Origin of the sequence: Streptomyces humicola, assembly GCF_024436035.1 — a bacterium.
Classification (GTDB): Bacteria; Actinomycetota; Actinomycetes; order Streptomycetales; family Streptomycetaceae; genus Streptantibioticus_B; species Streptantibioticus_B humicola.
The window spans coordinates 12,165-34,580 of record NZ_JANFNG010000044.1 but is presented as its reverse complement, the minus strand read 5'-3'; the positions used below and the strand labels follow the sequence as shown (position 1 = coordinate 34,580).

At 71.4% G+C, this 22,416-nt stretch carries 21 protein-coding genes; 11 read left to right on the top strand and 10 right to left on the bottom strand.

Features of this window, described 5'->3' with window-relative positions; translation table 11 throughout:
• Positions 1–186 precede the first annotated feature (186 nt).
• Both NGB36_RS31240 and NGB36_RS31235 read left to right on the top strand, forming a co-directional pair.
• Complete coding sequence (locus tag NGB36_RS31240; RefSeq protein ID WP_255923977.1) at positions 187–1,746, top strand: Na+/H+ antiporter; 1,560 nt, start codon at positions 187–189, stop codon at positions 1,744–1,746.
• 71 nt (positions 1,747–1,817) lie between these two features.
• Positions 1,818–2,306 (top strand): inorganic diphosphatase, encoded by a 489-nt coding sequence (locus NGB36_RS31235; RefSeq protein ID WP_255923976.1) that lies wholly within the window; start codon positions 1,818–1,820, stop codon positions 2,304–2,306.
• 15 nt (positions 2,307–2,321) lie between these two features.
• On the opposite strand, the gene NGB36_RS33550 is transcribed toward NGB36_RS31235, so the two are convergent.
• The gene (locus NGB36_RS33550) at positions 2,322–3,596 is read right to left on the bottom strand and encodes a YncE family protein (RefSeq protein ID WP_255923974.1); all 1,275 of its coding nucleotides are present in this window, start codon (positions 3,594–3,596) and stop codon (positions 2,322–2,324) included.
• A gap of 124 nt (positions 3,597–3,720) precedes the next feature.
• Here NGB36_RS33550 and NGB36_RS31225 point away from each other — a divergent pair, with 124 nt between their 5' ends.
• The 3 genes from NGB36_RS31225 to NGB36_RS31215 all read left to right on the top strand — a co-directional run bounded on the left by NGB36_RS31225 (position 3,721) and on the right by NGB36_RS31215 (position 7,252).
• On the top strand, positions 3,721–5,484 hold the full coding sequence (locus tag NGB36_RS31225; RefSeq protein WP_255923973.1) for an FUSC family protein: 1,764 nt from the start codon (positions 3,721–3,723) through the stop codon (positions 5,482–5,484).
• Positions 5,485–5,569: 85 nt separating this feature from the next.
• Complete coding sequence (locus NGB36_RS31220; RefSeq protein WP_255923972.1) at positions 5,570–6,073, top strand: MarR family winged helix-turn-helix transcriptional regulator; 504 nt, start codon at positions 5,570–5,572, stop codon at positions 6,071–6,073.
• Between the two features lie 138 nt (positions 6,074–6,211).
• Entirely contained in the window at positions 6,212–7,252 is a 1,041-nt protein-coding gene (locus NGB36_RS31215) for a sphingomyelin phosphodiesterase (RefSeq protein ID WP_255923971.1), read from the top strand.
• A 288-nt stretch (positions 7,253–7,540) separates the two neighbouring features.
• On the opposite strand, the gene NGB36_RS31210 is transcribed toward NGB36_RS31215, so the two are convergent.
• Both NGB36_RS31210 and NGB36_RS31205 read right to left on the bottom strand, forming a co-directional pair.
• Positions 7,541–9,322, bottom strand: coding sequence for an acyclic terpene utilization AtuA family protein (locus NGB36_RS31210; RefSeq protein WP_255923970.1), 1,782 nt, complete (start codon positions 9,320–9,322; stop codon positions 7,541–7,543).
• A gap of 43 nt (positions 9,323–9,365) precedes the next feature.
• On the bottom strand, positions 9,366–10,160 hold the full coding sequence (locus NGB36_RS31205; RefSeq protein ID WP_255923969.1) for a DeoR/GlpR family DNA-binding transcription regulator: 795 nt from the start codon (positions 10,158–10,160) through the stop codon (positions 9,366–9,368).
• Positions 10,161–10,286: 126 nt separating this feature from the next.
• Between NGB36_RS31205 and NGB36_RS31200 the strand changes: the two genes are divergently transcribed.
• The 3 genes from NGB36_RS31200 (at position 10,287) to lnt (ending at position 13,819) form a co-directional block, all read left to right on the top strand.
• Positions 10,287–11,231 (top strand): SIS domain-containing protein, encoded by a 945-nt coding sequence (locus NGB36_RS31200; RefSeq protein WP_255923968.1) that lies wholly within the window; start codon positions 10,287–10,289, stop codon positions 11,229–11,231.
• Between the two features lie 24 nt (positions 11,232–11,255).
• Positions 11,256–12,110 (top strand): class II fructose-bisphosphate aldolase, encoded by an 855-nt coding sequence (locus NGB36_RS31195; RefSeq protein WP_255923967.1) that lies wholly within the window; start codon positions 11,256–11,258, stop codon positions 12,108–12,110.
• Between the two features lie 107 nt (positions 12,111–12,217).
• Positions 12,218–13,819, top strand: a complete 1,602-nt coding sequence (gene lnt, locus NGB36_RS31190) for an apolipoprotein N-acyltransferase (RefSeq protein ID WP_255923966.1) — start codon at positions 12,218–12,220, stop codon at positions 13,817–13,819.
• Here lnt and NGB36_RS31185 read toward each other — a convergent pair.
• The gene (locus tag NGB36_RS31185; protein WP_255923965.1) at positions 13,791–14,729 is read right to left on the bottom strand and encodes a Gfo/Idh/MocA family protein; all 939 of its coding nucleotides are present in this window, start codon (positions 14,727–14,729) and stop codon (positions 13,791–13,793) included. The two genes, lnt and NGB36_RS31185, sit on opposite strands and share 29 nt — an antisense overlap.
• A 137-nt stretch (positions 14,730–14,866) precedes the next feature.
• Here NGB36_RS31185 and NGB36_RS31180 point away from each other — a divergent pair, with 137 nt between their 5' ends.
• Both NGB36_RS31180 and NGB36_RS31175 read left to right on the top strand, forming a co-directional pair.
• Positions 14,867–15,388: a DinB family protein gene (locus tag NGB36_RS31180; RefSeq protein WP_255923964.1), complete on the top strand. Its 522-nt coding sequence runs from the start codon at positions 14,867–14,869 to the stop codon at positions 15,386–15,388.
• Positions 15,389–15,459: 71 nt separating this feature from the next.
• A complete protein-coding gene (locus NGB36_RS31175; protein WP_255923963.1) occupies positions 15,460–15,900 on the top strand; it encodes a hypothetical protein in 441 nt (146 codons plus the stop codon).
• On the opposite strand, the gene NGB36_RS31170 is transcribed toward NGB36_RS31175, so the two are convergent.
• The 6 genes from NGB36_RS31170 to NGB36_RS31145 form a co-directional block, all read right to left on the bottom strand.
• Positions 15,888–16,358: a hypothetical protein gene (locus tag NGB36_RS31170; RefSeq protein WP_255923984.1), complete on the bottom strand. Its 471-nt coding sequence runs from the start codon at positions 16,356–16,358 to the stop codon at positions 15,888–15,890. The two genes, NGB36_RS31175 and NGB36_RS31170, sit on opposite strands and share 13 nt — an antisense overlap.
• Before the next feature lie 128 nt (positions 16,359–16,486).
• A complete protein-coding gene (gene ung / locus NGB36_RS31165; RefSeq protein WP_255923983.1) occupies positions 16,487–17,158 on the bottom strand; it encodes a uracil-DNA glycosylase in 672 nt (223 codons plus the stop codon).
• A 130-nt stretch (positions 17,159–17,288) separates the two neighbouring features.
• On the bottom strand, positions 17,289–18,047 hold the full coding sequence (locus tag NGB36_RS31160) for an SDR family oxidoreductase (RefSeq protein WP_255923962.1): 759 nt from the start codon (positions 18,045–18,047) through the stop codon (positions 17,289–17,291).
• Positions 18,048–18,069: 22 nt separating this feature from the next.
• Positions 18,070–18,831, bottom strand: coding sequence for a 3-oxoacyl-ACP reductase FabG (gene fabG / locus NGB36_RS31155; protein ID WP_255923961.1), 762 nt, complete (start codon positions 18,829–18,831; stop codon positions 18,070–18,072).
• A gap of 168 nt (positions 18,832–18,999) precedes the next feature.
• Positions 19,000–19,416 carry a DUF3037 domain-containing protein gene (locus tag NGB36_RS31150; RefSeq protein ID WP_255923960.1) on the bottom strand — a complete coding sequence of 139 codons (417 nt, stop codon included), beginning with the start codon at positions 19,414–19,416 and terminating at the stop codon, positions 19,000–19,002.
• Entirely contained in the window at positions 19,413–20,231 is an 819-nt protein-coding gene (locus NGB36_RS31145) for a HipA family kinase (protein WP_255923959.1), read from the bottom strand. The genes NGB36_RS31150 and NGB36_RS31145 overlap by 4 nt, the downstream gene beginning before the upstream one ends.
• Before the next feature lie 84 nt (positions 20,232–20,315).
• Between NGB36_RS31145 and NGB36_RS31140 the strand changes: the two genes are divergently transcribed.
• Positions 20,316–22,343, top strand: a complete 2,028-nt coding sequence (locus NGB36_RS31140; protein WP_255923958.1) for a S9 family peptidase — start codon at positions 20,316–20,318, stop codon at positions 22,341–22,343.
• Positions 22,344–22,416 lie beyond the last annotated feature (73 nt).

Sequence of the window (22,416 nt, the reverse complement as noted above, 5' to 3'; positions counted from 1 at the left end):
CCCGTTGCGGACAGGAAATCACGCGAGGGAAACCTTGGGACGCTTCCCGGCGCCCGATGGGTGAACCATCGCCTGACAAGGCTTGATGAGGCTCAGACGCGATACGCCCGATAGGGTGGAGCCGGGAGCGCCGGGAAGTCTGGTCGGCACACGACTCGGGATTACGGATCACTGAAGGATGCGGCCATGACCGGCCTGACCGCCGTACTGCTTCTCGTGGTACTCGCCACCGCCGTGGCGACCGGCGCGCGGCACTGGCGCATCCCCGCTCCCTCACTGCTGGTCGCCGTCGGCCTCGGCATTGCGCTGCTGCCCGGGGTGCCCGCGCTGCACGTGCAGCCCGAGGTGATCAACATCGTGGTGCTGCCGCCGTTGCTGTACGCCTCTGCCGAGGAGATGTCGTGGCGTGAGGTGCGCGCGGTGTGGCGGCCTGTGACGGTGCTCGCCTTCGGTCTTGTACTGGTCACGGCGGCGGCGGTGGGACTGGTCGCTCATGCGCTGACCCCGCTCAGCGGCCAGATGGCGTTCGTGCTCGGCGCGGTGCTCGCCAGTACCGACCCGGTGGCGGTGACCGCGCTCGGGCGCAGGCTCTCGCTGCCACGGCGGCTGCAGATGATGGTCCAGTCGGAGAGCCTGTTCAACGACGCGACCAGCCTGGTGCTCTACAAGGTCGCCGTCGGCACGGCAGTCGCGGCGAGCGCGGTGTCGCTGCCCGCCGCGGCCGGGCAGTTCGTACTGCTCGGCGGGGGCGGGGCGGTGATCGGTGCCGCGGTGGCGGGCCTGGTGGTGCTCATCCGGCGCCGTACCGAGGATCCGGTGCTGGAGACGGTGATCGCGCTGGTCACTCCGTACGCCGCCTACGTACTCGCCGAGGACCTGCACACCTCGGGCGTGACGGCGGTGGTCGTCGCCGGGGTGATTCTGGGCAGCACCGGCCACCGGCTCACCAACGCGCCGATACGCCTCCAGGTCCACGCGGTCTACGGCACAGTGGTCTTCCTTCTGGAGAGCGTCGTCTTCGCCATCATCGGCCTCGAACTGCCCGGCCTCGTACGCGAGCTGGCGCCCGACGAGCGGGCCTGGCCGCTGGGCGTGCTGGCCGTGGCCGGCACGGTGATCGGGGTGCGGCTGCTCGGAGTCTTCCCGCTGTCGACGCTCATGCAGCGCAGGCGCGGGGACGGTCCTGTCTCCTGGCGCGTTCCCGCGGTGGTCTCCTGGGCCGGCACACGCGGCATCCTGCCGCTCGCCGCGGCGCTGTCCATCCCGCTGACCACGCACGGCGGCAGCCCGCTTCCGCACCGTGCCCTGGTGCTGGTGCTGACGACATCGGTCATCGTCGTCACCCTGGTGGTGCAGGGATTCACGCTGGCGCCGGTGGTCCGCTGGTCGGGCATCGCGCTGGAGCCCGAGCACACGGCACGGGAAGAGGCGAAGGCACGCGACGCGCTCGCCCGCGCCGGGCTCGCCGCCCTGGACGAGCTCGCCGATCTCGAGGCCGCCCCGGCGATCGTCATCGACCAGCTGCGACGCGATCTGCAGGCCCGCCTGTACGACTCCGAGGCAGGGCGCGACGGCGGACCCGCACCCGTCGAGGCCCTGACCGCCTATCGCGAGCTGCGCCGGACACTGATAGCGGCGGAGTCCGAGGAGCTGCAAAGGCTGTACGCGGCCCATCGGATAAGCGACACCACGCGGCGGCGCATCCAGCGCACACTCGACCTGGAGGAGACCGGACTGGGCGAGTAGCGCGACGGGCGCGAGGAGCGATCCGGCTTCTCGGCTTCGTGACCCGGGCCCCGGGTCCTAGGCTGGGGAGCGTGGACGTCGACGTCATCGTGGAGATCCCCCAGGGCAGCCGCAACAAGTACGAGATGGATCACGAGCTGGGGCGGATCCGGCTCGACCGGCTGCTGTTCACGTCCACCCGCTATCCGGCCGACTACGGCTATATCGACGGGACGCTCGGAGCCGACGGGGAGCCGCTGGACGCGTTGGTGCTGGTGCAGGACCCGACGTTCCCGGGGACGGCCATCCGCTGCCGGCCGATCGGCATGTTCCGGATGACGGACGAGGCGGGCGAGGACGACAAGGTGCTGTGCGTCCCGGCAGCGGATCCGCGCTGCGAACATCTGCGGGACATCCGCCATGTAAGTGAATTCGACCGCCTGGAGATCCAGCACTTCTTCGAGGTCTACAAGGACCTGGAACCGGGCAAGTCGGTCGAGGGCGCCACATGGGTGGGGCGGAGCGAGGCCGAGGCGGAGATCGAGGCGTCGCGACGGCGCCTGGAGGAGGGCACGTCGTAGGGGGCACAGGATGCCTCAGCGGAAGCTTCCGGTGTGGCCGAGGCTGTACCTGCCGGGCTGCGGGAAGAAGGCCAGGCCGTGCGGGTTGGCGCCGACCGGGATGCGGGCGAGCAGATGTCCGTCCTTGGTCGAGAAGCAGTACACCTCGTCGTTGTCGCGCCCGGAGAGCCACAGCTGGGTACCGTCCGCGCTGACCCCGCCCATGTCGGGTGAGCCGCCGTGCGGGATGCGCCACTTGGCGGTCGCCTTGCGGGCGACCGGGTCGACGACGCTGACCGATCCTTCGTCGCGGTTCGACACGTACAGCAGCTTTCCGTCGCGGCTTGGGTAGATGCCGTGCGCGCCCTTGCCCGTCGGGATCAGCCCCTCGGTGTCGAGGGAGTCGCCGTCGAGGACGATCAGTCCGCCCTGGTTGAGCGCGGCGATGTAGAAAGTGTGTCCGTCGGGGCCGAGCCGGATGTCCTGCGGCATCGACTCCGGGCCGAGGTCGATGTTGTCGATCAGGTCGAGCGTCTTGGTGTCGTACTTCAGGATGTGGCCGGAGAATTCGCAGGTGGCGAGGAAGTAGCTGCCGTCGGCGGAGAAGTCCGCGTGGTTGATGCCGTTGCAGGGCGCGTCGATCGAGCGGCGCAGCTGCATGGTGTGCGGGTCGCGGACGTCGATGCGGTTGCGGCGTTCCGCCATGACGAGGGCCGTCGAGCCGTCGGGGGTGAAGTACAGGTTGTACGGGGCGTCGACGGGCACGGGTTTGCCGGGCTTGGCGGTTCTGGGGTTGATGGGGACGAGCTGGTTGCCCCCGCTGGCGTCGGCCCACAGTGTCTTGAGGTCCCACGACGGTGTCACGTGCTGCGGCAGGCCGCCGACCTTGAAGTGGCCGACGACCCGGAAGGTCCTGGGGTCGATGACGGTGACGCTGTCCCGGTCCGGGTTGGACGAGTTGTTCAGGCCGTGCATGCCGGACTCGCCGCTGTTGGGCACGTAGACCAGCTGCGGGTCGCCCTTGACGGCAGCGCTGAACATACCGACTTGGGTGTACGTGTAGACGGCGGCAGGCCCGGCCGGGCGCAGCTCGGGCGGGCCTACGATGGCGCGGATCCAGTCCGGGACGACGGACGGCGGCTGGGCGAGCGTCGGTGGGGGCGTGTGGGTGACGTGGCCCGCGGCCCCGGAGGCCGGTGGTTGGAACGCGACGGTGGAGCGTCCGTGCCCGGTCTGGCCGGCTACCGCTGCGACCCCGGCGGTCACCGCGAGGCCGCAGATGAGGGCAGCACGGATGCGATGCGGTCGCACAGCGGTCTCCTGTCGCCATTACGTCACTTACGTCACATTTACCGCCCAACATAAGCAGCCGCTGCAGGCGTCGCGACTCGAACGAAATTATTTCACGAGTAAAACACCTGATAGTATTTTGTGTATGCCACGGACCTCGCCTCGCCACCGGAGGACGGATGCCCGCCCGCTGCACAGCCTGCGCCGTGCGCTGCCATTGCGGGGCGTCCTGCGGATGCGTCCGGCCGCAGACATGTGGCACAAGCGCGCTCTCAGTGCGGTGGTCGCGCTCGGGGTGCCTGAAGCCACGCTGCTGGCCGTCGGCCATTTGGAGCTCGCGTTTTACACCTCCGCGGGAGGCCTGTGCGCGCTGTACGCCCACGGCCTGCCCTATGCGGCACGGGCGCGGGCACTCGCCTGGGTCGTCGCCGGGATGCTGGCCTCCACCGGCGTGGCGCTCACCACCGCAGCGGTCGTCGGCCCCACCGCCGCACGGGTCGCGGTGATCGCACTGCTCACCGCGGCGCACAAGGTGATCTGCGACGCGACCCGCATCGGACCACCCGCGGGCGTCGTCCTCACATTCGCGTCGGCGGGCGCCGCCTTCGTACCCCAGCACCTCGGTGAGATGCCGTGCCATCTCGCCCTGGTGCTGGCCGGCGGCGCGCTCGCATGGCTGGTCTGCATGGCGCCGGCGCTGCTGCGCCCGCGCGGTCCGGAACGCATCGCGGTCGCCCGCGCGCTGGAGGCCGTCGCCCGCCTGCTGCGGGCGCCGGCAGACTCATCCCACTCCCCTGCCGGTCGGCGGCGGCACGAGGCGGTGGCGGCCGTTAACGCCGCCTGGCACACCCTCTTCCTGGTGCCGGCGGGCAGTGCCACGCGTTCCGCCGAACTCGACGGGCTGATGCGTCTGTTGGTGCGCTCCGAGTCGTTCGCGTCGGTTCCTGGGCTGTACGGCACGGTCGATGCCGACGCGCTGACCGGCTTCGCACGCGATCTGCGCAAGGGGCGTCCGCTGCCCGTCATGGCCGGTGACGCCGCGGAGGACGTTGAGATCACGGGCGCCGGCATCGAACGGGCGGTACGCTGCCGGGCGGACCAGGAGCAGGCGGGCGGAGTCCGGTCGGTGCGCCGGGCGTTCACGCCCGGCTCCCCGCTGCTTCCGACGGGGGCCAGGGTCGCCGTCGGAAGCGCACTCGCCGGATGGGTGTCGATGGCGCTCGGGGTCGAGCGACCGTACTGGGCCGTGGTCACCGCCGCAGCCGTCTTCGCCGCCAACACGGCGCTGTCGTGGCACCGTTCGCTCCAGCGCGTGCTGGGCAATCTCATCGGCGTCCTGTTGTTCACCGCGCTCCTGCCGGTGACGGCGAGCGGCGAAGCGGCGCTCGTCGGCGTCGTATTGGCGTGCCAGGTCGCCACCGAGGCCACCATCGCCCGCAACTACTGGGTGGCCTCCGTCTTCATCACACCGATGGCGCTCGTGATGACGGAGTTCGCCGGCCCCCAGTCCGCCGAGGCGCTGGTGGCCGGCCGCTGGCTCGACACCTGTCTGGGGGCCGCGGCGGGACTGCTCGCCTGCTTCGTCGTCCCCAACCGCCGCGCGGCCGGGCACGTCGAGGCCGCGCTCGGGCGACTCGGCGCCGCGGCCGCGCGGGCCCGCCTCGCGCTCGCCGGTCCAGCCCTTCCCGGTGGCGAGTGCGGCCGTTCGGCGGCGCGTGAGAGGCTGGTCCGCGCGCTGCTCGAACTGCGCGAAACCGTCGGCACCGCGGCCGGGGAGTGGTGGAGTGCCGCGCTGCCCGAGGAGCGGATCACCGCGGCGGAACGTTCCGCTCACCGGCTGCTCGCCGATCTGGGGCCCCACACCGCGGCAGTGGCGCCGAGGCCCACCACTGCGGGGGCGCCACCGTGACCCCGCGTACGATCCAGGCGACAAGCCGGGGACAGCACGGCACGGCGGCAGGCACAGAGCGGCAGGCACAGAGAGGACGGGGCGCGTGGAGGATGCGGTAGCGACGGTGCTACGCCAGTGGGAGCAGGCGTATCCCGGTCTCGACCTCGCGCCCGTCGCCGTCCTGGGCCGACTGGGTCGCTGCACCGCGCTGCTGCAGCAGGTGACGGACGCCCCTCTGGGGCGGGAGGAGCTGAGCAGGCCCGAGTTCGAGATCCTGTGTGCGCTGCGCCGGGTCGGCGGGGAGCTGACCCCTGGCCGGCTCGCCCGCGAGACGTTCGCCTCGGGTGCCGCGGTCACCAAGCGGATCCGCCGGCTCGAACAGCGCGGTCTGGTCGCGCGGCGCGCCGACGCCCGCGATCGCAGGGTCGCCCATCTCACCCTCACCGACGCAGGACGCACGCTCATCGACCGCGTACTGCCCGAACAACTCGCCTACGAGAAGTCCTTGTTGTCGGGACTGACCGAGGAGCGCAGGGAGGAACTCGCGGGGATTCTCGGCGAGTTGCTGCTGCTGCTCGAAGGACAGCTCGGCGGGATCACCGGCTGAGCCGACGCCCGTACGATCACTGGTCCTCCCCGCTTTCTCCCCGTACGTTTCATCTTCCGTCGCCTGACACACCTACGTTGTGCGCACTCATTCACGCACCGGCCCGCACCCGCGGGCCGGCCGTCCAACGGAGGTTCCATGTCCTTGCGGTTCCTGCGCACGTCAGCCGCGGCTGCTCTCGCCCTGGCGCTGGCCGCGGTCGTTCCCGGATCCGCCGCCCACGCGGCGACGCCGGCCGGCTCCGGCTCCACTCTCTCGGTGTTCGCCTGGAACGTCGACCTGGCCACCGCCGTCGTCGACTCGGTGGAGAACGAGAAGGCTGCCGAACGGACCCCGAACGTTGAGGCGGTCATCCGCAAGCACAACGCCGATGTCGTCATCCTCGACGAGCTCTTCAACCACGACTCGACCGACAGCATCACCTCCGACCTCGCCGATCTCTACCCCTACCAGACCCCTGTCGTCGGGCAGGTCTGCTCGGGCGGTGGCTGGAACGGCATCAGCGGCGACTGCTCCAACAGCCCGTTCATGATCAACGGCGGGACCATGATCCTCTCGAAGTATCCGATCGACGCCCAGTACGCCCATGTCTTCTCCAACTCCACCACGGGAACCTGGGACTACAACGCCAACAAGGGCGCGGACCTGGCCGAGATCGACAAGAACGGGGTGAAGACCTGGGTGGTCGGTACCCACCTGCAGGCCGACCAGTCGGGCACGTCGACCGACACCACGCAGGCGACCAGACTCGCGCAGCTCGGGGAGATCCACAGCTGGGTGAACGGCATCGCCGGAGCCTCGGCGCCGGTGCTGATCGGCGGCGACCTGAACGTCGAGTACTACGGCGGCCAGTCGCGCGGCGACTACACCAACGCGGAATCCGCAGTGGGCGGTGTGCTCGGCACGCCGGCCACCGATCCGAGCCAGACGCTCACCACGATCGACTGCCCCGTCTCGGCCTGGTGCCAGTACATGGCCGGTGTCGAGAGCTTCCCCACTGACCTCTCCGACGACGTCGACTACCTCGGCTATCTCAACGCCCCGGGGCGGCCGGTCCCGGACGGGCTGCCCACGGTCGGCACCGACTTCGACCCGCAGGCGGGCTGGGCACAGGGGCAGACCGACACGTACGCGCCCAGCGACCACTACCCGGTGCAGGCGACGTTCACGCTCGGCTGACCGCGGCTGATCTCATCTTTGCAGCGGGCCGGGGCCCGGTATCGGCGGCGGCATCGGGTCGGGGCGCGGCCCCGGGGCCGGTACGGGATCGGGCTCCGGCGCAGGCGGCTCCTCCGGGCCCGGTCCCGGCAGCGGGCCCGGGTCGGGCCCCGGGCTCGTTGGCTCCGGCGGCGGCTTCGGCACCGGATCGGGCCACGGTCCCCGCTGCGACATCGCGTGCATCACGTGCGTTGCATGCATGGCGCACCTCCGTGCTGCGCGTCCTTCGCGTACCCCGGCAGCGGCGGTTCACTCACCGAGCAGTGCGGCGGGGATGTCGACAGGGCACGAGCGGAGGAACTCGCCGAGCGCCTTGGCCTGCGGATCCGGCCGGGTGGACGCGGCGACGCCGTCACCGAGCAGGCCGTGGACGACGAAGTTCACGGCACGCAGGTTCGCCAACTCGTAGCGGCGGACGGGCAGGTGCTCGGCCTCGGGCAGCAGCCGGCGCAGCCGTCCGGTGTCCAGGAAGGTGCGCAGCCAGGCGTACGCTTCGTCGGTGCGCGCCCACAGACCCACATGGGCGTCGCCGCCCTTGTCGCCGGAGCGGGCTCCGATCAGGCTCCCGAGCGGGGCCCGGACCGTCGGTCCGGACGGCGCCGCGTCCCGGGGACCCGGTGCCGGGCGAGTGGAGGCCGAGCGGCGGACGGGCGTCGTGGGCGGGCGAGGGGCCTCGATGCGGCGCCCGTCGGGCAGCACCGCCCACTGCCGGACGCAGTCCGCGGTGAGCAGGGCGGGCCAGTACACGCCGTACTCGCTCGCGCGCGGCGAGGCGTGTTCGAGGTGGAGCCCCGGGTAACCGGACAGGCCCGTCTCGGCGACCGCGGTGAACAGCTCCCGTCCTGCCTTGTGCTCGTCGGGGTCCTTGACAGTCATGGTCAGCCGTGCGCCGTCCTCCTGCCGTACGAGGCGGAAGTCGACGGCGGCGAATCGGTCCGGGCCACCGATCGCGTCGAGGAGCGAGGCCTTGGCGAACTCCGCCTTCGCGTCGATGTCGAGGCCGGTGAGCACGAGGGTGAAGCTGGCGCGGTAGCCGCCACGGTGGTTGAGGCAGACCTTGAGCGTCTGCGGGGCGGGCTCGCCGCGTGCGCCGGTGACGGCGACCCGGTCAGGGGCGGCCTGGGTGAGCCGCAGGGTGTCGAAGCGGGCCACGACGTCGGGGTTGAGGTAGGCGGGACGGTCGATCTCGTACAGCAGCTGGGCGGTGACCGTCTCCACGGTGACGGCTCCGCCGGTGCCCTGGTGCTTGGTGATCACGCAGGAGCCGTCGGGGTGCATCTCGGCGATGGGGAAGCCGGGGTGGACGGGGTCGGCGATCTCGGTGAAGAAGGAGAAGTTGCCGCCGGTCGCCTGGGCCCCGCATTCGATGATGTGGCCCGCGGTGACCGCTCCGGCGAGGGCGTCCCAGTCGTCGGGCGCCCAGTCGAACGCCCATGCTGCGGGCCCGACGACGAGCGAGGCGTCGGTGACGCGCCCGCAGATCACCACGTCCGCCCCGGCCTTGAGCGCTTCGGTGATCCCCCAGGCACCGAGATACGCATTGGCCGTCACCGGCTGCACGCCGGCCTCGGCGAGCGGCTGGCCGGTGGCGAGATGGGCGAACTCGTGCCCCTGGGACTGGAGTTCGGTAAGGCGCCCGAGGAGATCATCGCCTTCGACGTGGGCGATGACCGGGTGCAGTCCGCCGAGCGCGGCGAGTTCGCCGACCCTGCGGGCGAGTCCGCCCGGGTTGAGCCCTCCGGCATTGACGACAATCTTGATGCCGCGTTCCAGGCACGCGCCGAGCACGTCCTGCGTCTGGGCGAGGAAGGAGACCGCGTAACCGGCGTCGGGATCCCGCTGCTTGGCCTTCCAGAGGATGAGCATCGTCAGCTCGGCGAGGTAGTCGCCGGTGAGGACGTCGATCGGACCGCCCTCGACCATCTCGCGTGCTGCGGAGAGCCGGTCGCCGTAGAAGCCGGAGCAGTTGGCGATGCGCAGCGCGTGTCTCCCGGCTGTAGCCGGGGGAATCGTCGGACGCGGTTCCGTCATGGCGTCACTCTACGGCGCTTTGGCATGTCTCCATCAGAGAGCGTCAGGCCGTGATGACCTGCGGACCTGCCTCGCTCAGCCGGTGCACGGCCTCCTCGCTCGCGCCTGTGTCGGTGACGAGGACGTCCACCGTGCCGATCGGGCAGATCCTGGCGAAGGCGCGGTTGCCGATCTTCGAGGAGTCGGCGACCAGAACGACGCGGCGGGCGCGTTCGGCGAGCAGCCGGTTGATGCTCGCCTCACCCTCGTTATGAGCGGTCGCGCCATGCTCGGCGTCGACGGCGTCCACGCCGAGAATCGCGACGTCGAGGGTGAGTTCGCAGAGCACACCGGCGGCGAGCGGCCCGGTCAGCTCGTACGACTGCGGACGGGCGACGCCGCCGGTGACGACGATCTTCACCTGCGCGCGCACGGCCAACTCGTTGGCGATGTTGAGTGCGTTGGTGACGACGGTGAGCGCCGGGGACGGCCCGTCGTCCGACTGCTCGGCGATGTCGGGACGCTGGACGAGTGCACGGGCGACCTCCGTGGTCGTGGTGCCGCCGTTGAGCCCGACGACGGCCCCGGGCGAGACGAGTTCCGCCGCGGCCGCCGCGATCCGCTGCTTCTCGTCGGCGTTGCGTGCGGTCTTGTAGCGCAGCGGCAGGTCGTAGGAGACGCTGTGCGCGACGGCGCCGCCTCGGGTGCGGGTGAGCATCTGCTGCCGCGCCAGTTGGTCGAGGTCGCGGCGGATCGTCGCCGCCGACACCCGCAGCGCCGCCGCTGCCTCCTCGACCGAGAGCTGGCGGTGCTCGGCGAGCAGTTCCATCAGCGCGTTCCACCGCTCGTATCGAGACACTCCACGCCACCTTCTCTCGGTTCATTGCGTAAGCCTGCTTGAAACACGTAGATTACGCGCAACTTCACGCAAGCGTCGTATGCTTGGCCGGCATCTTCCGACGGCCTGCCGATCAGAGGAGTATCCATGGCGACCACCGGCCCGTCCCCCTCCCCCCGCCGGACCTCGGTGGAGATCGCCTCCCAGCCCGAGTGCTGGCGGCGGGCCGCCGATCTGGCCGCCAAGCGCGCCGCCGCCCTGCCGCGACGCGGGGAGCGGGTCGCCGTGGTCGGATGCGGCACCTCGTGGTTCATGGCGCAGTCGTACGCGGCGCTGCGCGAGGCGGGCGGTCACGGCGAGACCGACGCCTTCGCCGCCTCGGAGTTCCCGTACGGCCGAGCCTACGACCGTATCGTGGCGATCAGCCGCTCCGGTACGACGACGGAGGTGCTCGCCCTGCTCGACCGCATCGGCGCGTCCACGCCCACGGTCGCTCTCACCGCCGACCCGGCCACACCCGTGATGCATGCGGCCGACGACGTGGTGGTGCTGGACTTCGCCGACGAGGAGTCCGTGGTGCAGACCCGCTTCGCCACCAGCGCCCTGGCGCTGCTGCGCACCCATCTCGAAGCCGAAGGAGCGCTGCCCGCCGGGGTGCGCACCGTCGCCGAGGCGGCTGCCGACGCCGAGCCGGCCGTCGGCGAACCGCTGCCCGCCGCCCTGCTGGAGGCCTCCCAGATCACCTTCCTCGGCACCGGCTGGACCTACGGCCTGGCGCAGGAGGCGGGGTTGAAGATGCGGGAGGCGGCCGGCGCCTGGACCGAGGCCTACCCCGCGATGGAATACCGGCACGGCCCGGTCTCCATCACCGGCCCCGGCCGCGCGGTGTGGATGTTCGGCGAGCTGCCCGCCGGGCTCGCCGACACCGTCGCCGCAACCGGCGGCTGCCTCACTGCGGAATCCGGCGACGCCTCCGCCCGCGACCCGATGGCCGATCTGGTGCGCGCACAGCGGCTCGCCGTCGCCGTCGCCGAAGCGCGCTCGTTCGACCCGGACCGCCCGCGCAACCTCACCCGCTCCGTGATCCTCTGACCCTGCACCCACTGACGGAGAACCATGACCCTCGCCACCACCGGCGACCTCGTCTCGGCCGCGCGCGACGCGGGCCGAGGGCTGCCGGCGTTCAACGTGATCAGTCTGGAGCACGCCGAGGCGATCGCCGCCGGGGCGGAGGCCGCGGCGAGCGCCGCCGTCCTGCAGATCAGCCAGAACGCCGTGAAGTTCCACGGCGGGCGCGTGGGCCCGCTTGCGCGTGCCGCGGCCGAGGTGGCCCGCGGCAGCTCGGTCCCGCTCGCGCTCCATCTGGACCACGTGGACGACGGCGCGCTGCTGCACTGCGCGGCCGACGCCGGCTTCTCCTCCGTGATGTTCGACGCGTCGGCGCTGCCGTACGAAGAGAACGTCAAGGCGACGGCAGAGGCGGCCGAGTGGGCGCACCGCAACGGGCTGTGGTTCGAGGCCGAGCTCGGCAGGGTCGGCGGGAAGCCGGGCGACCCCCCGCTGAACGCCCACGCGCCGGGCGTGCGGACCGATCCCGGCGAGGCGTCCGCGTACGCCGCCGCGACCGGCGTCGACGCCCTGGCGGTCGCCGTCGGCAGTTCGCACGCGATGACCGAGCGGAGCGCGACACTCGACCACGCACTGATCGGCCGACTGCGAACGGCGGTGCCCGTGCCGCTCGTCCTGCACGGTTCCTCGGGCGTGCCGGACACCGAGCTGTCCGCCGCGGTGGCCGCCGGAATGACGAAGATCAACATCGGTACGGCGCTCAACATCGCCTTCTCGATCGCCGTCCGGGAAGCGTTGGCCGCCGATCCGGAGGTTGTCGACCCGCGACGCTGCCTGGCCTCAGCGCGCGACGCAATGGCCGCCACGGTCACCCATTTCACGCGCGTGGTCACGGACGGATGATGTCGCGGTTGCGTTTGCGCTGACCTGGGGAGTCTACGAGGGTGTCCACTGTCCTCAAGGTTGCCGCTCGCCGACACTGGAGTCGTGCCACGACGAGGAGGCAGGGCATGCGGGTGCCGGCACGCGGGCGCAGACCCTCGCTCAGCTCACCGTGGTGGCGCGGGGGGGCGGCGCTTGTCTCCGGAGCCGTGGCAGCCCTCACCTTCCCCGCACCCTCGCTGTGGTGGCTGGCGTATGTCGCGCTCGTACCGCTGATCCTGCTCATCCGCGGCGCCGCCACGCCCGGCCGGGCGGTGCTCGACGGCTGGCTCGGTGGTACGGGATTCATGATCGCCGTGCACCAGTGGCTGATCCCCAATCTCACGGTCTTCATCATCCCGATCGGCGCCCTGCTCGGGGCGTTGTGGATCCCGTTCGGCTGGCTGACGCGCCGTCTGCTCGGACAGGCCCCGGGAACCCCGGGGCCGGGCCGGGCGCTCGCCGCCGTGCTGCTGCTCCCCTCGGCGTGGCTGATGGCCGAAGTGGTGCGCTCATGGCAGTACCTGGGCGGGCCGTGGGGGCTGCTCGGCGCCAGTCAGTGGCAGGTGCGACCGGCGCTGCGGCTCGCCTCGGTCGGCGGTGTGTGGCTGCTGAGCTTCCTCGTCGTCGCCGTGAACACCGCGGTTGCTGCGCTGGTCGCGCTGCCCCGGGCCCGCGCCGTCGCGGTGGCTTCGCTCCTTGCGGTGGCCCTGGTCGTCTGGGGGGTCTGGTCGTGGGCACCGCTTCCGCCGCGCGCCGGGAGCGTGCGGATCGCGATAGTGCAGACCGGCGTCATCAACGGGCCCTTGGCACGGTTCAACGAGGGCGTACAGCTGACGCGCCGGCTCGTCGGGCTCCATCCCGACCTCGTGGTGTGGGGCGAGAGCAGCGTGGGTTTCGATCTGTCGGTGCATCCTGAGCTCACGGCGCGGCTCGCCGCCCTCTCCCGGCAGGTCGGCGCCGATCTGCTGGTCAACGTGGACGCGGAGCGTGCGGACCAGCGAGGCATCTACAAGACGTCCGTTCTCGTGGGCCCGCAGGGACCGACGGGTGACCGGTACGACAAGATGCGGCTGGTGCCGTTCGGCGAGTACATCCCGTTCCGGTCGGTGCTGGGGTGGGCGACGAAGGTCGGCCGGGCGGCCAACGTCAACCGGCACCGCGGCACCCGCCAAGTGATCATGGATGTCGGTCCATTGAGGGTCGGGCCGCTGATCTGCTTCGAGACGGCCTTCCCCGACATGAGCCGGCATCTGGCCTCAATGGGTGCCCAGGTCCTGGTCGCGCAGTCGTCCACCTCGACCTTCCAGGGGAGTTGGGCACCGGAACAGCACGCGTCGCTCGCGGCGCTGCGGGCCGCGGAGACCTGGCGGCCGATGGTGCATGCGACGCTCACCGGCATCAGCGCGGTCTACGACGCCGAAGGCCGTCAGGTCGGGCCGCGCATCGGGACGTCGACCGTCACGGCCCAGATGTACACGGTGCCGCTGTCGGGCGGCCAGAGCCCGTACGAGCGCCACGGGGACTGGGTGATCAGGGCGGCGATCGGCCTGCTGCTTGCGGCGGGTGCGTGCGAGGGGGTGCGCGCGGGTGTCGCGGCGAGGCGGCGGCGCAGTGGGGACGGCACCGGCGGGGCCGAGGCCGTCGGTGGCCAGGGCGGCGTCAGGAGTCCTGTTCCCGGGCCGCGTTGACGATCCGCTCGCACAGCTCGTGCGTCCGCAGCGCGTCGTCGGCGCTGAGCAGCTTGGACGAGCGCACGGCGTCGAGGAAGGCGAGCGTGATCTGCTCGATGCCGCGCTGGCGGGCGACCGGGACCCAGTCGCCGCGGCGGCGCACGGACGGCTGACCCTTGTGGTCGACGATCTCGGCGAGGTTGAGCACCTGCCGCTTGGTGTCCTGCCCGGCGACATCGAGGATCTCCTCGCTCGAACCGCTCATCCGGTTCATGATGCCGAGCGCGGTGAATCCCTCACCGGACAGCTGCAGGACGACGTGGTGGAGCAGCCCTTGGCGCACCATCGTGGTGATGCCGATGTGCTCGACGGTGCCGGGGACGAGAAAGCGAAGGGTGTCGACGACGTGGATGAAGTCGTCGAAGACGACGCTGCGGGGATCGTCTGCGAGGCCCACCCGGTGCTTCTGCATCACGATCAGATCGCGCGGGTGATCGAGGCATTGGGCGTAGCCGGGTGCGTAGCGGCGGTTGAAGCCGGCCATGAGGGTGACCCTGCGCTCGTCTGCGAGGCGCACCAGGCGTTCGGCTCCGGCGAGATCGGGCGCGAGCGGTTTGTCGACGTAGGCCGGGACACCCGCCTCGATGAGCTGCTCGGTGATCTCGAGGTGGGCCTCGGTGGGTGCATGGACGAATGCGGCGTCGAGTCCCTGGTCGAGCAGTGAGCGCAGTTCGGTGTGGCGGTGCGGGATGCGGTAGGCGTCGCCGATGCGGTCGAGGGTGTCCCGGGTGCGGGTGTGCAGATGCAGTTCGATGCCGGGCTGTGCGGTGAGCACGGGCAGGTAGGCCTTCCGGGCGATCGCGCCGAGCCCGATGACGCCCACTTTGAGCGGCCTGATGTCGAGGGTCGTCGTCGGCTGTGCCGTCATGACGTGTCTCCTGCTCTGGGGCTCGGCGCCTGCCACGGGCAGCATACGGTGCTCGCGGACGGCCCCGGTCGGCCCGGCCGGCGAGTGCCCGCGGATAATGCCTTGTCGCCGCGGCCGGAGCACCCGAGGATGATCGCATGACGGACACGCAGCGCACCGACCCGCCCCTGATCACCGACGAACGCACGATGCTGGAAAGCTGGCTGGACTTCCACCGCGAGACACTCGCCATGAAGTGCGAGGGTCTGACGGACGAGGAACTGCGCCGGACGGCCGTGCCTCCCTCCGACCTGAGCCTGCTCGGCCTGGTCCGGCACATGGCCGAGGTCGAACGCGGCTGGTTCCGCAGGGTGCTCGCCGGCGAGGAGGTGGGCCCGATCTTCTTCACGGACGAGGACCCGGACGGAGACTTCCACACGCCCGAGAAGGCCGATGCGGCGCAGGACTTCGCGGTGTGGCATGCGGAGATCGAGCAGGCGAAGCAGGCCGCACGGGACCGCTCGCTCGACGACACCGGGCAGCGCCGAGGACGGCGGGACGGCCGTCTGGAGACCTTCTCCCTGCGCTGGATCTATGTGCACATGATCGAGGAGTACGCGCGCCACAACGGCCATGCCGACCTGATCCGCGAGTGCATCGACGGCACCACCGGGGTGTGAGAGGGTGCGACGGGCCTGATCACTCCTGCGGGGAGTTCCCAACCGGGGCAGGGTCCAGCAGAGTTGGCCGGGTGCGTCGATTCCCCTCTGTAGTCGTCCTGGTGGCCCTCTGCGGCGTCGCCGGGTGTGTGACCGTCTCCCGGGAGCCTGTGTCGCGCGCCCCTGCGGCGCCGCTGGTCGTTCCGCCGCCCGTGCATGCGGTGCTGACCACCGTGCGCCCGGAGACGCCGGTAAGCCCCCGCCCCTCCCCCGCGGCGCACCGGCCGGACCGGCCACCCCGGCCGCACCACGGACACCGGCCCATGGACCCGACCGTTCCGTACCGGCCGCACCCGTACCACGCGCCGCCCCGGGACGTGCCGCGGCACGTGGACCGCACCGCCCCGGAACCGGCGTTTCCGGCACCCCCGCCCGCCCAGGGCGGCGGCATCTGCGCGCTGGGGCGGGCCTACGGCGGCTGGGCGCCCGACAGCGACGCCGCCCGGATCTGCCACATTGCCTACGGCAACTGATCCGAATCCGGGCGGCGGCCCGCCTCGCCCAGCCTGAGCTCCATGCGGCCGATCGCCGCGCGCACGCCGTCCCCGTAGGCGTCGTCGCCCAGAGCGTGCGACGCCTTGCGGGCCTTCGCCAGACAGCCGCGCGCCAGGCCGAACTCCCCGAGCTTGACGTAGGCGCCGGCGAGGCTCAGGTGGAGGGAGGGGTAGAACCCTCGCAGCGACAGTACGCTGTCGCCCCACTTCACCGTCGCGTCGCCGCCTGCGTCCGCGGCACGCAGCGCCTTCAGGTCCCAGGCGAGCTCCTCCTCGGGGTCGTCCTGGGCGTCGGCCATGAAGTGGGCGAGCGTGCAGCGGTGCAGCGGCGACCCGTCGTCGCCGAGCTCCTCCCACAGCGCCGCGAAGCGGTGGCGCGCCTCCTCGCGGTCGCCGCCGTGCAGCAGCATCACCGCCTGGCCGATGCGCGTCTCCATGCCCTCAGACGCCGCACCGTCCTGCTCCGTGTCCGGCACTGCCGCCTCCCGCCGTGCTCAGCGTATTCCGCGTGTTCCGCCTGTCGACGTGTTGCGCCTGTTCGACGTGTTGTGCCGCAGCCCGACCGCTACGCGCCGATGTCGGGGATCCGCCAGTCGATCGGGGCGTGGCCTTGGTCCGCGATCGCCTTGTCGATCCGGGTGAACGGCCGGCTGCCGAGGAACAGCTTGGCGGAGAGGGGCGAGGGGTGCGCGCCTTGCACCACGGCGTGCCGATCGGTGTCGATCAACGGGAGCTTCTTCTTGGCGTAGTTGCCCCACAGGACGAAGACGGCCGGATCAGGCCGCTGCGAGACCGCGCGGATCACGGCATCGGTGAACTTCTCCCACCCCTTCCCCTTGTGCGAGTTGGCCTCGCCCTCACGGACCGTCAGCACGGCGTTGAGCAGCAGCACGCCCTGCCGCGCCCACGGCATCAAGTAGCCGTTGTCCGGAATCGGGTGGCCGAGCTCCTCACGCATCTCCTTGAAGACATTGCGCAGCGACGGTGGGGTCTTCACCCCGGGCCGCACCGAGAAGCACATGCCGTGCGCCTGGCCCTCGCCGTGGTACGGGTCCTGTCCGAGGAGCAGCACCTTGACCCGGTCGTACGGGGTGGCCTCCAGTGCGGAGAAGACCTCGTTGCGGGGCGGGAACACCTTGTGCCCGGCGCGCTCCCGCTCCACGAACTCGGTGAGCTCCTGGAAGTAGGGCTTGTCCAGCTCCTCGCCGAGTACGGCCTGCCAGGACTCGGGCAGCATGGTGGGCACGTCAGGAACCTCCGGTACGCGATCCGTTGCTCGGTGACGATCGATGACGATCGGTGCAGCTCGATGGAGAACGTACCGGGGGCCACTGACATTCGGGAAACCGCGGGGCCGCTCCCGCGCCTCAGGCGACTCCGGCGTTGAGGAAGAGGCCCCCGTCGACCACGAGGGTCTGGCCGGTGACCCAGCCCGCCTGGTCGGAGAGGAGGAACGCCGCCGCCCCGCCGATGTCCTCGGGAACCCCGAGACGCTTCAGCGGATACGCCGCCGCGGCCTCCTCCTCCCGTCCCTCGTAGAGCGCCGCGGCGAACTTGGTCTTCACCACGGCCGGGGCGATCGTGTTGACCCGCACGCCCGGCGCGAACTCGGAGGCGAGCTGGAGGGTGAGATTGACCAGTGCGGCCTTGCTGACCCCGTACGCCCCGATGAAGGGCGAGGGCGCCAGTCCGGCGACGGAGGCGATGTTGACGATCGCGCCGCCGTGATCCTTCTGCCAGGCCCTCCAGGTCTGCTGGGCGAAGCCGAGCGCCGAGATGACGTTGGTCTCGAAGACCTTGCGGGCGACCGCGAGATCGAGATCGGCGATGGGTCCGAACACCGGGTTGGTGCCGGCGTTGTTGGCGAGGTAGTCGACGCGGCCGAACGCCTCCATCGTGCGTGCGACGGCCTCGGCCTGATGGGCTTCGTCGTGGGCCTTGCCCGCGACGCCTATGGCACGGTCCGCGCCGAGCCGGTCCACCGCCTCCTTGAGAGCGTCCTCATTGCGGCCGGTGATGCACACGCGGTCACCGCGGGCGACGAGCGCCTGGGCGATGCCGTAGCCGATGCCGCGGCTCGCCCCGGTGATGATGGCGACGCGTCCGGTGTGCTGTTGTTCGGTCATGGGTACGGTTCTCCCGGTTGCGTCAGTTGAGCGGGCCGCCGGCCACGTACAGGACCTGGCCGGAGACGAAGCCCGCCTGGTCGTCGGTGAAGAAGGCGATGGCGTTGGCGACGTCCTGCGGCCGCCCGACGCGCTGGACGGGGATCTGGGTGGCCGCCGCCGCCTGGAACTCCTCGAAGCCCATCCCGACGCGGGCGGCGGTCGCGGCGGTCATGTCGGTGACGATGAAGCCGGGCGCGACGGCGTTGGCGGTGATGCCGAACTTGCCGAGTTCGATGGCGAGGGTCTTGGTGAAGCCCTGCAGACCGGCCTTGGCGGCGGAGTAGTTGACCTGGCCGCGGTTTCCGAGCGCGGAGCTCGACGAGAGGTTGACGACACGCCCGAACTTGGCGTCGACCATGTGCTTCTGCACGGCGCGGGTCATCAGGAAGGCCCCGCGCAGGTGCACGTTGATCACGGTGTCCCAGTCGGAGGCGCTCATCTTGAACAGCAGGTTGTCGCGGAGCACGCCCGCGTTGTTGACCAGGATCGTCGGCGCGCCGAGCTCGTCCGCGACCCGCGCGACCGCAGCCTCCACCTTCGCCTCGTCGGAGACGTCCGCGCCGACGGCGAGCGCCTTGCCGCCCGCCGCGGTGATCTTCTCGACGGTGTCCTTGCATGCGGCCTCGTCGAGGTCCAGTACCGCGACCGCGCGGCCCTCGGCGGCCAGCCGGACGGCCGTGGCCGCGCCGATGCCGCGAGCGGCCCCGGTCACGATAGCGACGCGCTGCTCGGTGGTGGACATCTGCTCTCCTCGCTCTCGTGTGCGGCGCTGCACATGAGCGACCGCTTAGTAGGTCAACTGGTCGAAACGGTATGAGGGCCGTGACCGACTGTCAACGGCCCCACGCCCGATGTGGGCCGGAGCACCGCCCGCCGCGCCCCCGGAAGGCAGGGGGAGGCTGATGTCGCTTCAGCGCACCAGCCGGTCCAGCAGCCGGTCCACCTCCGCAGCCGGGTCCGTGGTCAGCCCAGTGTGCACGGGACCGGGCTGTACGACGGTGCTGCGCGGCGCCGTCAGCCAGCGGAACCGCCGCCCGGCGTCGTCTTCGGCCGCCTGCCCGGCCGCCTCGCCGCCCTCGCAGACGCACGCGACCGCGTGCAGCGCGGCCCGGACGGCGGCGATGTCGGCGGCGGGGTCGAGGCACCGAAGCCGCGCCTCGTCGAGATGGATGCGGGCAGCGACGAAGGAACGCGCCCGGCAGTAGACGAGCACCCCCGCATTGATCTGTTCACCGCGGTCGACGCGCGGCACGACGCGGATCAGGGCGTACTCGAAGACGTCGCGGGTCCCGCGCGTGCTGTGGGTTCCTGGCTCGCTCGGGGTCACTTCGCCTTGCCCTCCACCCAGGTCCGCAGCCATTCCGGCGGCGGGTCGGCCTTCCTCGGCGGGCCGGAGAGGACGATCCGCTCGTGGATCGTCTCGGCGCGCGCGGCGAGCACGTGGACGTACGCCTGGCGCACGTCGTCGGGTGTGTCGAAGCCCGGCTCCCCGACAAGCCACTCGTCGGGGATGAGCGCGGTGACCTCGTCGAGCAGCCCGGCGGTCACCCGGGGGGCGAGGTCCTCGGTGGCCGCGGCGACGTCGGGCAAGAACCGGGACAGGGCGTGATCGGTGGCGTCGTACGGCTTGGCCTCGGAGGCATCGGCACCCGGCCAGTTGTGGTGCCAGATCAGTGACGCACCATGGTCGATGAGCCACAGCTTGCCGTGCCACATCAGCAAGTTGGGGTTGCGCCACGAGCGGTCGACGTTGTTGACGAGGGCGTCGAACCAGACGATCCGCCCGGCCTCGGCCGGATCGATCGTGAAGGCGAGCGGATCGAACCCGACCGAGCCGGGCAGGAAGTCCATGCCGAGGTTGAGGCCACCGCTCGCCTTGAGGATGTCCTGCACCTCCGTGTCGGGCTCGCCGAGCGCGATGACCGGGTCGAAGTCGAGACGCACCAGGTCGGGCATCCGCAGGCCCAGCCGCCGGGCGAGCTCGCCGGAGACGACCTCGGCGACGAGCGCCTTGCGGCCCTGCGCCGCACCGGTGAACTTCGCCACGTACGTGCCGAGATCGTCGGCCTCGACGATCCCGGGGACAGACCCGCCCTCACGCAGCGGCGTGACATAGCGGACGGCCGACACTTCAGGAAGCATCCGCCCAGGCTAACCCCGGTACCCGGGGGGCAGGCGACGCGATTTTCGCTTGTCGCGGCCGGGCGGGCGCTGTCATGGTTCCCCATGGCATCGACGAACTCCCCGGACCTCATGGCGTTTCCCCGCCAGTTCGCCCGTACCTCCCGCTTCACGCTCGGCGTGCCGCGCGACGCCACGGTCTCCCCCGACGGCGCGCGCGTGCTCTTCCTGCGCACCCGCGCCGGCGACGACCCGGTCCCGTGCCTGTGGGCCCACGAGGACGGCAAGGAACGCCTGCTCGCCGAGGACGTCACGGCGTACGCCACGGACGCGCACGCCCGGTTCGCCGCATTCGCCCGGGACGGACGGCTGTGGACGGTACGGATGCAGGGCCCGGGGAGCGACGTGCCGCGCCAGGTACCGACGCCGGGACCGGTGGCGCACCCGCGGCCCGATCCGACAGGGACGCACATCGCCTACGTCAGCGACGGCGCACTGCACGTGGTGGACCCGGCCGACGGGACCGACCGCGTGCTCGCCACGCCCGAGGGTCCTCAGGTGTCGTACGGCATCGCCGAGCAGGTGGCTGCCGAGTCCATGCACCGCAGCCGCGGGTACTGGTGGGCACCCGACGGCGAGCGGCTGCTGGTGGCGCGCGTCGACCACTCCTCCGTAAGGCGCCTGTGGATCAGCGACCCCGCACATCCGGAGCGTCCGCCGCGCTCGCTGCCCTACCCCGTGGCGGGCACGCCCAATGCCGAGGTCACGCTCTACGTCCTGGCGGTGCGGGGCGGCCGGGTCGAGGTGGTGTGGGACCGGGCGGCGTACGAGTATCTGGCCTCGGCCGACTGGGACGCACACGGGCCGCTGATCACCGTGCAGAGCCGTGACCAGCGCACCGTCCACACGCTCACGGCCGACCCCGGCACCGGCGAGACGACTGCGGCGGGCGTGCGCACCGACCCCGCCTGGGTCCACCTCGTCCCGGGAACCCCGGCGCGTACCGCCTCCGGCGCGACGGTGTGTCCCGAAGAGCAGGACAGCGTACGGCGGTTGAGGATCGGCGAGGTGCTGTCCCCTCGCGGGCTGCAGCTGCGCGAGGTGCTGGGCATTGACGGCGACCGGGTGCTCTTCACGGCGAGCGAGGAACCCACGGAAGTCCATGTCTGGTCGTACGCGCCGGAGCACGGTTTCGTCCGCGTCAGCGACGGACCCGGCGTGCACACCGCCACGTGGGGCGGTGGCACGGTCGCACTGCACAGCCGCGCCCCGGACGGACACCGGACGACCGTGCTGCGCGACGGCGAAGTGCTCGGCCGTATCGCCTCGTTGGCCGAGGAGCCGGTGGTGACCCCGCGGATCACCTGGCTGCGCACGGGCGAGCGGGAAATCCGCACCGTGTTGCTGCTGCCGTCCTGGTACACGCCGGGCACACGCCTTCCGGTGCTGCTCACCCCGTACGGGGGCGCCGGTCTGCAGCTCGTGGTCCGCACCCGCGACTGGTGGCTGTGCCGGGCCCAGTGGTTCGCCGAGCACGGCTTCGCCGTGGTGGTCGCGGACGGTCGCGGCACTCCGGGCCGCGGGCCGGCCTGGGAGAAGGCCGTCCACGGCGACAAGCTCACCGCTGCCCTCGACGACCAGGTCGTCGCAGTGCGCGGCGCGGCGGAGCACTGCCAGGACCTGGACCTCGGCAGGGTCGGGATACTGGGCTGGTCCTACAGCGGGTATCTCGCCGCGGCCGCGGTACTGCGCCGCCCCGAGGTCTTCCACGCCGCAGTCGCCGGCGCCGCGCCCTGCGACATGCGGCTGTACGAGACGCACTGGCAGGAACGCTTCCTCGGCCATCCCGACGAGCACCCTGAGAACTACGACAACTGCTCGATCATCGCCGACGCGCCGCGCCTCGACCGCCCGCTGCTGCTGATCCACGGGCTCGAGGACGACAATGTGACGGTGGCTCACACCCTCCGGATGTCGGCGGCGCTGCTCGCCGCGGGCCGACCGCACCGCGTGTTGCTGCTGCCCGGGACGTCGCACGCGGTGGACGATCCTGTGGTGGCCGAAAATCTGCTCCACGTCCAGCGTGACTTCCTGTGCGACGCACTCAATGCCGCTATTCGCGCGCCTCGTTGAACGCGTGGGGCGCGCGGGACGTAGGGGAAGGTGACGCGCACCGCGCGCCGCCGGGCGGCCGCCCTCCCGGGCC